Source organism: Arsenophonus endosymbiont of Apis mellifera (assembly GCF_903968575.1).
In the GTDB taxonomy this organism is placed as follows: domain Bacteria; phylum Pseudomonadota; class Gammaproteobacteria; order Enterobacterales; family Enterobacteriaceae; genus Arsenophonus; species Arsenophonus apicola.
Map to the genome: position 1 here is coordinate 1 of NZ_CAJCFU010000021.1, position 12903 is coordinate 12903.

19 protein-coding genes are annotated in these 12903 nt (G+C 34.6%); 17 read left to right on the plus strand and 2 right to left on the minus strand.

Features of this window, described 5'->3' with window-relative positions:
- Positions 1 to 639: 639 nt before the first annotated feature.
- The 5 genes from H1X92_RS00585 to H1X92_RS00600 all read left to right on the plus strand — a co-directional run bounded on the left by H1X92_RS00585 (position 640) and on the right by H1X92_RS00600 (position 3999).
- Positions 640 to 1572: a replication initiator protein A gene (locus H1X92_RS00585; RefSeq protein ID WP_180558387.1), complete on the plus strand. Its 933-nt coding sequence runs from the start codon at positions 640 to 642 to the stop codon at positions 1570 to 1572.
- Between the two features lie 157 nt (positions 1573 to 1729).
- A complete protein-coding gene (locus H1X92_RS00590) occupies positions 1730 to 2350 on the plus strand; it encodes a ParA family protein (protein ID WP_180558388.1) in 621 nt (206 codons plus the stop codon).
- Between the two features lie 50 nt (positions 2351 to 2400).
- Positions 2401 to 2628 carry a plasmid partition protein ParG gene (locus tag H1X92_RS00595; RefSeq protein WP_180558389.1) on the plus strand — a complete coding sequence of 76 codons (228 nt, stop codon included), beginning with the start codon at positions 2401 to 2403 and terminating at the stop codon, positions 2626 to 2628.
- A 76-nt stretch (positions 2629 to 2704) separates the two neighbouring features.
- Positions 2705 to 2839 (plus strand): hypothetical protein, encoded by a 135-nt coding sequence (locus H1X92_RS16000; protein WP_255498967.1) that lies wholly within the window; start codon positions 2705 to 2707, stop codon positions 2837 to 2839.
- A 458-nt stretch (positions 2840 to 3297) separates the two neighbouring features.
- Complete coding sequence (locus H1X92_RS00600) at positions 3298 to 3999, plus strand: SDR family NAD(P)-dependent oxidoreductase (protein WP_180558390.1); 702 nt, start codon at positions 3298 to 3300, stop codon at positions 3997 to 3999.
- Here the strand turns inward: H1X92_RS00600 and H1X92_RS00605 are convergent.
- Both H1X92_RS00605 and H1X92_RS00610 read right to left on the minus strand, forming a co-directional pair.
- Positions 3959 to 4597 carry a VUT family protein gene (locus H1X92_RS00605; protein ID WP_180558391.1) on the minus strand — a complete coding sequence of 213 codons (639 nt, stop codon included), beginning with the start codon at positions 4595 to 4597 and terminating at the stop codon, positions 3959 to 3961. The genes H1X92_RS00600 and H1X92_RS00605 overlap by 41 nt on opposite strands.
- Position 4598: 1 nt before the next feature.
- Complete coding sequence (locus H1X92_RS00610) at positions 4599 to 5252, minus strand: hypothetical protein (protein WP_180558392.1); 654 nt, start codon at positions 5250 to 5252, stop codon at positions 4599 to 4601.
- Between the two features lie 166 nt (positions 5253 to 5418).
- Here H1X92_RS00610 and H1X92_RS00615 point away from each other — a divergent pair, with 166 nt between their 5' ends.
- The 12 genes from H1X92_RS00615 (at position 5419) to H1X92_RS16010 (ending at position 12901) form a co-directional block, all read left to right on the plus strand.
- Complete coding sequence (locus tag H1X92_RS00615) at positions 5419 to 5745, plus strand: hypothetical protein (RefSeq protein WP_180558393.1); 327 nt, start codon at positions 5419 to 5421, stop codon at positions 5743 to 5745.
- Positions 5746 to 6175: 430 nt separating this feature from the next.
- Positions 6176 to 6547, plus strand: coding sequence for a helix-turn-helix transcriptional regulator (locus H1X92_RS00620; RefSeq protein ID WP_180558394.1), 372 nt, complete (start codon positions 6176 to 6178; stop codon positions 6545 to 6547).
- A 51-nt stretch (positions 6548 to 6598) separates the two neighbouring features.
- The gene (locus H1X92_RS00625) at positions 6599 to 6829 is read left to right on the plus strand and encodes a hypothetical protein (RefSeq protein WP_180558395.1); all 231 of its coding nucleotides are present in this window, start codon (positions 6599 to 6601) and stop codon (positions 6827 to 6829) included.
- A 57-nt stretch (positions 6830 to 6886) separates the two neighbouring features.
- Positions 6887 to 7246 carry a hypothetical protein gene (locus H1X92_RS00630; RefSeq protein WP_180558396.1) on the plus strand — a complete coding sequence of 120 codons (360 nt, stop codon included), beginning with the start codon at positions 6887 to 6889 and terminating at the stop codon, positions 7244 to 7246.
- Positions 7247 to 7867 (plus strand): lytic transglycosylase domain-containing protein, encoded by a 621-nt coding sequence (locus H1X92_RS00635; RefSeq protein WP_233458100.1) that lies wholly within the window; start codon positions 7247 to 7249, stop codon positions 7865 to 7867.
- Positions 7868 to 8197, plus strand: a complete 330-nt coding sequence (locus H1X92_RS00640) for a TrbC/VirB2 family protein (RefSeq protein ID WP_180558397.1) — start codon at positions 7868 to 7870, stop codon at positions 8195 to 8197. It begins immediately after the preceding gene.
- Between the two features lie 36 nt (positions 8198 to 8233).
- Complete coding sequence (locus H1X92_RS16005; RefSeq protein ID WP_255498968.1) at positions 8234 to 8575, plus strand: VirB3 family type IV secretion system protein; 342 nt, start codon at positions 8234 to 8236, stop codon at positions 8573 to 8575.
- 1 nt (position 8576) lies between these two features.
- The gene (locus H1X92_RS00650; protein ID WP_180558399.1) at positions 8577 to 10949 is read left to right on the plus strand and encodes a TraG/VirB4 family ATPase; all 2373 of its coding nucleotides are present in this window, start codon (positions 8577 to 8579) and stop codon (positions 10947 to 10949) included.
- Positions 10946 to 11155: a hypothetical protein gene (locus H1X92_RS00655; protein WP_180558400.1), complete on the plus strand. Its 210-nt coding sequence runs from the start codon at positions 10946 to 10948 to the stop codon at positions 11153 to 11155. Before H1X92_RS00650 ends, H1X92_RS00655 begins: the two co-directional genes overlap by 4 nt.
- Positions 11109 to 11774, plus strand: a complete 666-nt coding sequence (locus H1X92_RS00660) for a type IV secretion system protein (RefSeq protein ID WP_180558401.1) — start codon at positions 11109 to 11111, stop codon at positions 11772 to 11774. The genes H1X92_RS00655 and H1X92_RS00660 overlap by 47 nt, the downstream gene beginning before the upstream one ends.
- A gap of 13 nt (positions 11775 to 11787) precedes the next feature.
- Positions 11788 to 12765, plus strand: a complete 978-nt coding sequence (locus tag H1X92_RS00665; RefSeq protein WP_180558402.1) for a type IV secretion system protein — start codon at positions 11788 to 11790, stop codon at positions 12763 to 12765.
- Between the two features lie 4 nt (positions 12766 to 12769).
- Positions 12770 to 12901 carry a hypothetical protein gene (locus H1X92_RS16010; protein ID WP_255498969.1) on the plus strand — a complete coding sequence of 44 codons (132 nt, stop codon included), beginning with the start codon at positions 12770 to 12772 and terminating at the stop codon, positions 12899 to 12901.
- Positions 12902 to 12903: the final 2 nt, after the last annotated feature.

The following is a 12903-nucleotide window of genomic DNA, read 5'->3' on the forward strand; positions in this document are numbered from 1 at the left end:
CACTGTTGTGCAATGACTAACTGTTAATTAATTTAAAAATCCATTTAAAAATATTGATCCCAAACGCTCGCCGCAGCTTAGTGACCGAGCAACGCGAGTGAACGGGCGAGGAAGCGGAATATCACTTAAGGTCACAAAGGAATCAGGTCACTTATTGGTTAAAGAATAACCAAATGAAAATATCTAAAGCCAATGAATATTTTGAAGTGGTTATACCACTTTTGTCAGAAAAGTTATCCACAGAGAATGGGGAAAAATTTCCGGTTAAATATAGTTATGTATAAGTTAAATAAGTTAAAGAGATAAAAACAGACAATAAGGTTTTGATTTTACGTATAAAAAAAACAGAAAGTTTTCCTAAAAGCCGATAGTTTATTCCTAAAAGCCGATAGTTTATTCCTAAAAGCCGATAGTTTATTCCTAAAAGCCGATAGTTAAAATGAGTTATTCACAGTCGATTTTGTTTTCTTTTTGAGTTATTTATGGATTTTTTCCTAAAAGCCGATATAATTTTCCTAAAAGCCGATATTTAGGCTATTCCTAAAAGCCGAAACCGGTTCTTTAGTAAACAAACCTACTAAATGCGGATACATTCAGTAGGTTCTAACCAACAATCCTAAACACTCTAGGAGAGAGGCTATGACTGATCTTACAACTAAAGCGAGAAAAAACAATTTGAAAACATTACGTCCACATAAACATAAGCAAATCGAATTCTTTATCGCTGATGATATCGATATTTGCACTTTTCGTGATGAAATAGCCAGTATGGAGCATCCATTTTTTGCTTTAAAAGCTGGCGATACAAAAGCTAGAGTGTATAGAAATGGGAATGTAACGGTTACTGTTGAGCCACCTGCTAGAGGGATCGCAACCATTTTTGATAAAGATATCTGGATTTATAGCATCTCAAAATTACAGGAAGCCAAAAATAATAATCAACCGATTAGTCGCATTGTTTGTTTTACTCCGTATGATTTTTTTTTAACAACTAATCGTGATAAGAGTGGGCGTGCTTACGATGATTTGAAAAAAGCCTTATCTCGCTTATCAGGAACGAGGATTCAAACGAATATTGTTTATTCAGAAGATAGTCAGGAAACTATTGAATTTGGTTTAATTGATAGCTGGCGAATAGTAGAAGAACACAAAGGCAAACTCGAGATTGGTATGGTAGAAGTTACCTTACCAGATTGGCTGTATCAAGCAATCACAAAAACTAAAGTTTTACAAATTAGTCCCGATTATTTTCGTATCCGTAAAGCGATAGATCGAAGATTATATGAAATAGCGCGTAAGCATTGTGGTAATCAGCATGAGTTTGTTATTGCGCTAGAAAAATTACATTTAAAAACGGGTAGTACAGCCGCATTATCTAAGTTTAAGTTTAATATAAAACAACTTTCGAAAACGAATGACCTACCCGACTATGAAGTTCTCTATGATCCATCCTCAGACAAAGTAACGTTTAAAAATCGAAATCAAAATACCCCTAAAGCTGACGCATCGCGCAAGAGAGAGAAAGGGAAGAAAGAGATTTTTAAAATGAAAAAATCATTATTGGATAGATAGTTATCCTTTGATAATATCATGATAAGAGCTTTTCATTATATGTTGATATCATTTTTTTGTCTTATGATGATGTGGGTTTTTTATCATATGTCAATATTGTTTTTTTGTCTTATAATGATATAATTATTTTTATTGTAATATTAAATGTAAGGTAGCCATGAAAGTTATCTCGCTATTAAACCCTAAAGGTGGTACAGGAAAGACTACAGCAACTATTAATATTGCTACTTGTTTATCGAGACAAAAGATAAATGTTGCTGTAGTGGATACAGATCCTCAGAGGAGTTTAACTAATTGGAATAAATCACAAAAAGCTACTTTTGATTTATATACATCGGAAAACGAGAAAGATGTTTATCAAGTTAGAAAAGAATTAAATGAATATGATTACGTAATTATTGATGGAGCGGGTTCTTTGTCAGCTATTACTTCCGCGGCTGTAATGGTAAGCGATTTGGTTATAATACCAGTTTCACCTTCCCCATTAGACTTTAGTGCGGCAGGAAGTGTTATAGATGTTTTGGAAGCTCAAGAGTTTAGTCGTAAGGTTCCAGCGTGTTTTCTTATAACTAGGATTGTTAATAATGCAAATATGTTAGATGTATTAAAATTAAGTATTAGTAGCACTAAATATACTAAATTAAGGACAGGTTTTACTAGCAGACAATCTTATATTAAAACATTAATTAATGGTGAAACTATCTTTGATAGCAAGGATATGAGAGCAATCGGAGAAACAGAAATTATTACTCAAGAAATAATTAATATGATAATATGATAATATGCTTTTATGAACATATCATTATATTGTTTTTTAGTGAGATTATCATGACATTAAAAAAGCAAAGCAAAGAAAAATCCGTAATGGAATTTGGGGAACATACTGATTTAAATAAAATATTGAATAATAAAAAACATAGAGATAAGAGAATTCAATTTATTATTGACGAGGATTTGCATACTAATTTTAAAATTCAATGTTTTAAAAATAGGGTTGATATGTCGACTGTATTAAAAGATCTCATTAAAAGTTGGTTAAAGAAGAACAGTAGATAATTTAAAACCGCTCCACGTCAGTGCGACAACACTAACGCAGAGCTAACCCAAAACCTAACCGAGTAGGAGTTGAGCTATGAACAATAGTACCTTCCGAGTGCGCGTAATTGAAGCGCAAAATCAAATCATTGAGTTATTCGCTCGAACATCCCGCAATTTAACCCTTCGCCAACGTACCCGAATTCTGAATAAAGTTGGGGGTGGGGTATGAACTACGAAATAAAATTATTTTTTAGTTGCTGACTACACTAATCGTTATCTCTTACAATTAGCGAAAAATGAACATAGGTAGATTTAAATAATATGTTTCAAAATCGCTAATGCATCAACAAAAGACAAATTAAGGGCAAGGATTCTGCATAATGAATTGTAATTTAATTTCACTGAGCAGCCATTTTCGTAATATAGAAAAATATTATCTTCAAATATAAATTTTTTTCTTTTTAAATTTTTATTTATAAATAGAACTGATAAAATTTGGATGAGTTCTCGATCTCGATATGAGATTTGATCTAGTTTATCTAAACATTCTTCTAAATTTAAATCTGAAAGATTTATCGGACATACATTATGAATTCTGAAAGTTAGAAAAGTATTCAAACTTACCATCACAATACCATCTTTTACATAGATGTTTGTAATTCTATATTTTTTGAGGTTTTTAAAAAAATGAAAACAGTCATTATAACGGGTCATGCGAGTGGAATAGGAAATCATACAATTAGAAGATTGCATAGTGAAAATTACAAGTTAATAGGAATAGACATTAATATAGATAAATCTCTAGATAAGTCAATAACCCAAATAAGTTGTGATCTTTGCAATACAAAAGAATTAGATATAATTTTTAAAAATATTAAATGTATTGATATAGCTATTAATTGCGCAGGAGTTTCTGGTATAAGAAAATCTATATCAGACTTAACTTATAATGAGTTTTTATTTTCATTTAACAAAATTTTTATGCCTACATTTAATGCTATGCAACAAGAAATAAAAATAATGAATAAAAATAAAAAAATAAGTAAAATTATCAATATAGCAAGTTCTACAGCAAGTATGGGAGCTAAAAATATGGTTGCTTATAGTTCCGCTAAAGCAGCTATTATTAACCTTACAAAAGTAAGTTCCGTTGAACATGCCCCAAAAATTTTAATAAACTCAATTTCACCAGCTAGTATAGATACTCCTATGCTAAGAAAAAAATATAAGGGTAAGCTACCGGATTTTACTAATATGTATCTTACAGAAACGTGTGGAAGTGTCAGTGATGTTTATTCTGTAATTAATATGTTTATTTTCAATGATTTTATCACTGGTCAAGATATTATCATCGATGGTGGGTATTCGACATCATTCTTACTGCGATAATGGTTGATAGAATGAGAGTAAAAAATATTTTATAGAAAACGATAAAAAAGATAGAGAGAAAAGCTCCTTCTTTAAGACCATTATTAAACATCATCATAGGAATAGAAATTGTACTTATAGAAGTTTCAGCTAAAGTCGAAGAGAGAAAAAATCTTGTAAAAGCACTTTTATTTAACAATTTTAATTTTTCAAAAACAGTTGTGTTAATAATGGTACTCATCCATACGAAGACAAAAGTCATGCCCATTATCATTGGTGGCTCCTTATAAACACTATAATAATCCTCTCTCTCACCAAAATAAGACAATATATAACTCAAAAAGATCAATATGGCATCTGATAAAAAACCATAACGAACAGCAGTGTTTGCAAAAAGTTTTCCGTATTTTTCCTGCATAACATTTGTAAAAGTGAATGTTAAAGGAAAAAATATAAGGCCCATTGATAAATGTAAAGGATATCCAAAAAAGAATAAAGTTTTGTAGTTATAAAAAAATAAAGTTGTTGAACTGAGAATTACACAAAAAATAATTGGAAGAAATATTCTTCCATGATCATCATCAGTGGTTTCACCAAATATTTTATCTAATATACCCATTCTAGTAGTCACTCGAGATAGTTAATATTATAGGGAAAATGTGCTTTGTATCTTCACAGAATGAAACTCTGCCAATTTTATTAACAAGCTCTCTATTGTAATCATTAATTTTTAATTTAACAATTTCAACATTATCTTCCTTAATGTATAAACAAAAACTGTCATTTTTTGGAATAGCCGTTTGATTAATAAATATATAATCGTTTTCTTCAAAAAAAGGTGGAAAATTTATTGATTGGTCTATTTCAATGCAATATGTTTTTTCTGGAGAAGTTAATTTATTTTTTAAAGTTTCTTCTATTTTTAATGCAAATCTACTTTTAACACAAAGTAACTGTTTTTCATTAAAATTTTTCATGTCAGCGATTTCTACTTTTGGTATAAGCCAGACATCTAAATCTGAGTTGTAAATCGCTATTGGAAAAGAAAGAATATCGTCATTTCCAAAAAGAAATTCATCAGATACACCAAATTTATCAGAAATGGTAATTCTTTTCTTCTTAGGAGGTAGCCGATTGTGAAACAACCAATTTTTAACCGTTGATTCATTTTCTTTACTGACTTGTGATATACGCTTTTCTTTATTTTTAATGTCAGGTAGTAATTGATTTGAAATATTTATCAGACGTTTAATAAATTTAGAATGATTGCTCATAGATACGTTCTCATTTATGTTTGTGTCTATTTGCAAAATAGACACTTTTAGTTTATTCTTTATTTATATTTAATATGCTATTAAAGAGTACTAATGAAAATATGAAACACAAGATGCTTTTAAATTTATAGTTTTTTTAACAACAAACCGTCTTAAGGAGACTTAAATGAACGGCAAGGCAACTTCGTACTTAAAAAACACCCCGGTACTACGCGGGGAAGTCAAGGCGAAAAGAAATATCGCCGTGATTTTAAGTAACTTTTTTGTTCGGTTTGTCACCAGGGCACTTTTTTATTTCCCCGTTATCTTTTTTTGGCTAACGGTTGGGTTTGTCCTGTCAGGTTACTTTAATGACACGTTTCCTTTTGTACCTGACGTGAATGAATTCTCAATGGAAAATCTGTTTGAAGCGTTAAAGCCGGTTTTCCGCTACTCCTTCTCAGTGACAGCGATTGTCTGTTTGTTGAGGGAGTCAACTGCGTTGTTTAAATAAGATTTTAGCTGTTTAAAGTTTTCGCTGTACCGCTCTTTAACATTCAGTGCCAATTTCTCAATCTCAGTAAGTATCGTGAGAGATTGGTAGCGTTGAATTTTATTTCAACGCGAAGCTAACGTTAGCTTTCTGGCCGGACGTATGCCGACACAGGTGTACACCACATCAAGTGGTTTCGGGGTGACGATGTATTTAGCGTATTTTCAATACAGAGTCTAAAGACAGCATCGACAATCGTTGCCTCTCTCGCACTTATTTTCTTCGTTAAAAAAATGAAAGAATTTTCCGGAAGGAAAGTAGACATGACAGAAATAGAATTTTTTGATTTTTTAAATGCAATAAACGCAGGGCATCAAGGATCAATTATAGCCCCGCTAAAAATTTGTGTATTATTTTGATACTAGTGTTGTTGGTTTAGGAAGTATTTGCAATGAATATGTTTGATTTGAATAAATTCGCACTCTATAACGAAATCTTTAACGAGTTAACCCTAGCTCAAATCAAAGTTTTTGTGCTGTACAGCAATGCTCATAAAATTGATCAAATAGCACTTGAGCTTGATATTAGTGCGAATACTGTTTGCGAGCATCTAAAGCGGATCAAGGAAAAGTACCAGCTCAATTCAATGGTTGAGTTAAAGCTATTATTTAACAACAGAATCCAATCTTATTTGTTGCACTTTGTAAGTGTTTATATTGTTAATGGTAATAATCGATCTATTAAACGATCTTATGCCGATAAAAAGGTATGCAATTTGTCACCAAAAATAGAGGGATTACACATTTTTGATTCTATGTCATAATAATTTTTTAAAAATAAATTTATTTAATATTTTGATATTTAAGGAATTTGTATGTTTAAAGGGTTATCACGAAGAGGGAAAAACATTTATATCGGGGTGGAGTTTAAAGACAAGCTAGATAAAATTGTACTCGATATTGGTCACTATATTGGTCGTCCCATCACTGTATCCGAATTTATTCGCTATATGGTTGAAAAATACAGCGATGAAGCAAGGTATAAACTTAAAGAAATCTTAGGAAGTGTTGAAGAAAGAAGACAGATAAAAGAAGATAAATTTTAAAATTTGATGATAATATTTAAGTTTATAAATGTTATCAACAAAGAAGGAAAATGAGGAATGAAAAAAGTAATCGGAATCATGTTAATTGGGTTGTTATCGATTTTTGCTTTAACAGGTTGTGGTGATGACGGTAAATTAGCTGGAACTTATCAGGGAAAAAATCAGTGGTTAGGGGAGCATCGTTATCTTTTAATTATCAATAAAGAAGGATATCAACTGAAATTACAGAATAGCAAGATACTTTCAAAGCCTGTAGAATTTGAAGCCCCAAAAGAAAAAGGATTTTTAAAAAAAGAAGGTAATTATTTAATAAAAGAAGATGATAAAACAAAGTTTTTTGAGATTATTGATAAAAGCAAAATTAAACACATGAATACTGGCGTTATTTATACAAGGATCAGTAATGATGCGAATTGAATGGCATTATTTATGCTTGAAGCAGCCGCGTTAAGTCTGCTGATTAGCCAATGTGCCCCTGATGTCAGCCCAGAGACAGTAAAAACCATTATACAGGTTGAATCAGGGGGCAATCCTTATGTGGTAGCGAATGTAACCGATAAAACCAGCCATCGGTTCAATAGTGAAAAAGAGGCGATTAACTTTAGTGATAAGCTCCAGCATCAAGGAAAAAAATACAGTGCCGGATTAATGCAAATTTATGTTGAAAATTTTAAACATCATCAATTAACCAATAAAACGGTTTTTAATCCGTGTAAAAATATCAAATCAGGGGCAGCAATTTTAAAAAAATGCTTTTTGCAGGCAAAAAAAGGAAACATTGATAATCAAACGGCAATAAGAAAAGCAATGAGTTGTTACTATTCTGGTAATTTTACCCGTGGATTTAAAAATGAAAAAGACGGTAAAAGCTACGTGCAGCGCATTGAAGAAAAAATATTGCCTTCTTCTTATATCGTGCCAGCGATTAAGAAAAAAGAAGAAAACGAGGAGGAAAAACTAACGGAAAAGAAAAGTAAAAGCGCGGTATTAACAAAAAACGAAAACGTTATTCAATGGGATGTATTCGGAGACTATTAAATGTTTTGGTTAAAAAAATTAAAACCTGAATTCGGTCAGGTGTGGCTTCTGCTGGCCTTTTGTTTGCTCGCACTCCTTATGTTGAATCCGGCTTTTGCAGCCAGTGGCGGATTGGATAGTTTGGATAAAGCCACGAATGCGCTTAAAGATATTTTAAGCTGGTTAAAAGGCTTTGTGGTTGTCGCCTCCATTCTCTATATCGTTTATCTGGTAGTGATGGCGATTGCAGAGAAAAAGGCGTGGTCTGATGTCACGATGGGACTCGTTTATTGTGCCATCGCCGGAGGGGTAGTAATGGGTGGCGAATGGGCAACAAACCTGTTCACCTAGTTTAAGTAAAAATGGCATAAATGGGCTTCGCCTTTTATGCCGTGGAGTAAAGTGATTGTGAGTGACGAACGCTATATAAAAGCCTCAGAGCTTGAAAGGCAGTATTTAAGTTTTAACGGGTTTAATCGTCCCGCGCTCATTATGGGTGTGCCACTCATGCTCTTGTTGCCGCTTTTAATGGTAACGATGTTAAGTACGTTTACGCTGGTGCATTTTTTCGGATTAATCGGGGGCATTCCCATACTCATTGCGGGAATAATCATTTTTCTGGTTCGTATCTTAACGGAAAATGATCCTAATGCACTGGCTGTGTTGAAATGTCGATTAAAAGGGGTTGTCGTCAGAAAAGGAAAATCAACGATAGCGATTCGAGGATAAGATGAGTACGATTAATAATATTTCAGTGAAAAATTTCATCCCAAGTTATACCTATCATGTTGATGAAAGTATTGTTTATTTAAAATCTGGGAAATTAATCACCACATTCGTGATTGAGGGTTTTCCTTTTGAAGCAACGGATGATAATCAAATTGTCAGTTATTTTGAAAAAATGAAAAACTTCCTGTTAGCCATCGGGAAAGAAAAAAATCTTTTTATCTGGACGCATATTATTAAAAAAAATATTCAGGTCACCGATAACTATCATTTTGGCGAAAATAATTTTTTGCAAGGATTGAGTAATAAATACATCGCACAATTTAATCGAAAAGATTTTTTTAAAACGACTTACCTACTCACTATCGGCATACCTGTAAAAAAAGATTCAATTCAGCAAGGGATAGAAAAAATAAAGGAAATCATCAGTCAGGGTCAAGCGGTTTTTTCTGAGATGAATACCGGAATTCTGGGGGTAAGGGATGATTACTTAAGTGATATTGCCAGCCAATATCTTGCTTATTTAGTTAATCACAGTGAAACAGCAATTCCGCTTTCCGGTACAGAGATACAGTCTTCGATTGTGAACAGTGATAGTTTCTTCGGTTTTGATGTGGCAGAAATTAAACACTTTGAACGGGAAGACAATGTTTATTGCACCAACTATATAGTGAAAGATTTTCCAAGGGGAACCACAATAGGTCAGTGGGATTTTTTATTAAAACTCCCGTTTGAATTTATTTTGACCCAATCCTTTTTGGTTGATGCAGCGACCAAAAGTATCAAACAATTGCAACAACAGGTAAACAAACTCACCTCGACGAATGATGTTGGGGTAACACAACAGGAAGAACTGTTCGCTGGACAGGAAAGTATACAAAGCAATGAAACACTCTTTGGCTCTTATCATGCAGTATTGAGTGTTTTTGGCAACAGTGTTGATGATGCAAAAGAAAACGGTACAAAAATCGCCTCAGAATTTATCACCAGTGGGCAAGGCTTTCGATTCGTTAAATCAACCGTGGAAGCACCCTTAACCTATTTTTCACATCTGCCGATGGCAACCTACCGCCCATTACCGTCAAAGCGGACGTTGAGCAATCTGGCGTGTTTGTTTTCGCTACACAATTTCAGTCACGGTAAAAAAGAAGGGAACCCTATCGGTGACGGAACGGCGATTATGCCGTTAAAAACGACGTCAGGGACGTTATATCACTTTAATACGCACAGTAGCCCACCGCATTTAAATGTATTAGGTCAACCGATAGCGGGTCATGCATTGATTTTAGGCGCATCAGGGGCGGGGAAAACCACCTTTGTGGGAACCGCCGCCGGATTTTTACAGCGGTTCAATCCTGATATGTTTGTGATTGATTTTAATCGTTCAACCGAGCTTTTTGTTCGTGCCTACGGCGGGAGTTTTTTCACCTTGCAGGAGGGAAAGCCAACAGGCTTAAATCCGTTTCAGTTAGCCGACAATGATGACGAAGAACTCATGGCTTTTTTAAAGCGTTGGGTGAAGCGGTGTGCCATTAATAGCGACGGAACAGTTTGTACGGATAGTGAAGCTGAAATGATAGATAGTGCGGTCGATGCAGTAATGCGATTACCCCGCGCTAAAAGGCGTTTTGGCTTATTGCTACAAAGGATTAATGATACTGCCCTCGCCTTGAGACTAAAGAAATGGTGTGGCAACGGCGCTCAGGCGTGGGCGCTTGACAGTCCGGTTAATATCTTTGACCCACAAGCGCATAGCAAAGTAGGGTTTGATACCACCGTAATACTAAAAACCGATGGTGGACAAGATCACCCCGCTTGTGAGGCGGTATTAAGCGTTCTGTTTTTCTACAAGGATAGAATGCAGAAAGAAGGCAAATTAATGCTATCAATTGTTGAAGAGTTCTGGAAACCCGCCAATTTTCCAATGACACAGGAGATGATAAAAGAGTCGTTAAAAGCGGGAAGAATGAAAGGTGAAATGATGTGGTTAAGTAGTCAATCACCGGAAGATGCCATTAATTGTGAGATATTTCCAGCCATAGCCCAACAAACACCGACAAAATGTTGTTTGCCGAATCCTGATGCAATTTGGGAGGGTTATCAAAAAATGGGATTGACGCTCAAAGAGTTTTCGCTGTTAAAGGCTTTGGATACAAATAGCCGGACAATTTTAATTAAGCAATCTAATAGTTCTGTCTTTGCAAAATTGGATTTATACGGATTCGATGAGTATTTACCTATTATTTCAGGTTCAAAACAAGGCATTTCACTTTGTGAAAAAATAAGGGCAGTGGTAGGGGATAACCCTAATGACTGGATACCGGAATTAATTCAGCAACTAAAAGCAATTAAAGAAGAAAAAGAGGTAAATCTATGAGAAAGGTCTTACTTGCGCTGTTAATGGTTCAAGTAATGATGAATTATAGTGATGCGATAATTCCGATTACTGATATTAGATCTATTTTGGAGTCGAAAGAATCAAGCCTTACGGAATTGAAAGAAAAAGCAAAAACAGAAGAAAAGGTAGAGGTCAAACATGCAGAAAAGGTTGATTGCGATAATACTGGTTCAAATATTTTTTAATTTTAGTCATGCGGCGATTCCAGTTTTCGATGCAAAATCATTAATCGAAGCACAAAACATGCTAAAGAATGCAACAGAACAATTGAAAATATTAAATAAGCAAGTAGAAACCACAAAAAATCAACTTGAAAGTTTTAAAAAAGAAGCCGAGTTAACAAAAAACAGATTTGAAGGGTATTCCGATTTCACAGCAATTTTTGGTAGTGCATCTTCTTATTTAAAAAATAATCTCACCGAAATTAAAAAGGGATTGAGTGATGACGATTGGCAAAAAATAAAAAAAGAGAATGACCTTGATTTTAATCATGAGGGAGAAATGACGGCGATTGAAAAAAACATCAAAGCTAAATTTGAACAAAAAACACGATTAGAAAAAATGACCGATGTTTTGATAAAGAAAACAGAAAAACTAGACAGTTTGCAAAAAGCATTTAAGAGCGCCACGACACCTCAACAACGGGAAGAAGTGTTAAACACTTTACAGTTGGAAAATCAGGCCATGCAAAACACCCTTGCCAGCGTCAATCTGGAAATTCAGCGGCAAGAAAAAATAGAGCACCTAGAAAACATAAAAATGGAACATAAATACCTCAGCAAACAAAATAGCCAACCCAATTAATAAGGGGTGAAAAATGCAAATTTATAAAGATTTCTCAGATTTTTTAGATAAAACCATCGCTGAACAAGTGACGGCCAATTTTAATACGCTTTACAGTTATATTTTTCCGATGTGGTCAACGTTGGTAGTGATTTATTTTGTGATTGAAGCGTGGGCGATTATCTATGGTCACAAGGAAATGATTATCAATGAATTAGTGCAAAAAATGTTGGTTCTTTCCGTTGTTACGGTGTTTATGGGTGCCAGTTCGGTTTATGGCACTGAGGTTGTACCGTTTGTGATGAAATCTGGCGAACAGGTTGCCGCAGGGTTAACGAGCAGCGAAAGCGGTAATAACATCGATGCCATAATTAACAAAATTACCGAGCTAGGTAGGGGCATCATTGAAGATTATAGCGAATCATCTGTGTTAGGAATGATTGCCGGAGCGATTACTTTTTTAATAAAGCTCATTCTTGTTTCGGTAATGGGCGGTATGTTTGTTATGTATGCTGCCGCCTATCTATTGATGGCAAAAGTGATGGTGGGGATTTTATTATCTCTCGGGGGGATTTTTATTGGCTTTGCTGCGTTCCCTGCAACTCGTCAAATGTTCACCGCCTGGGTAGGCAGTTGCCTTAACTATATTTTTCTTAATATCGGTTACGCTATTCTGTTTTCTATCATGCTGAAGTACATAACCGATTACATGGCAGAACATAATGCTGAAATTATTGGCAATCTTTGGAGTACGTTTTCGATTGCGATGGTATTCGGTATCGGGATTTTCCTGTTGCAACAGGTGGCAACGCTGATGAGTATTTTAACAGGCGGTGTCGGCATTAACGGGCTGGTTGGCGCGGTTAATGGGTTTGTGAAAACAGCAGCGCAAGCAACGGGACTCAGTAAAGCAGCGAGTTTTGGGGCTGGATTAGCCGGAAAAGGGGCAATGAATATGGCTTCATCAGGGTTAAGGAGCCTGATGAATAAAGGCAAGGTGAAAGGAGGTTAATATCATGAAAAAAAGTCTTTTATTGATGGTTTTACTTTTGTTGGGCTGTCAGTCAACGAATCCCCCTGACGCCCCACAGGCAAGCGGACAATGGAAAACGCTTAATACCACGATTAATGATATTCAGGCGGGTTAAAA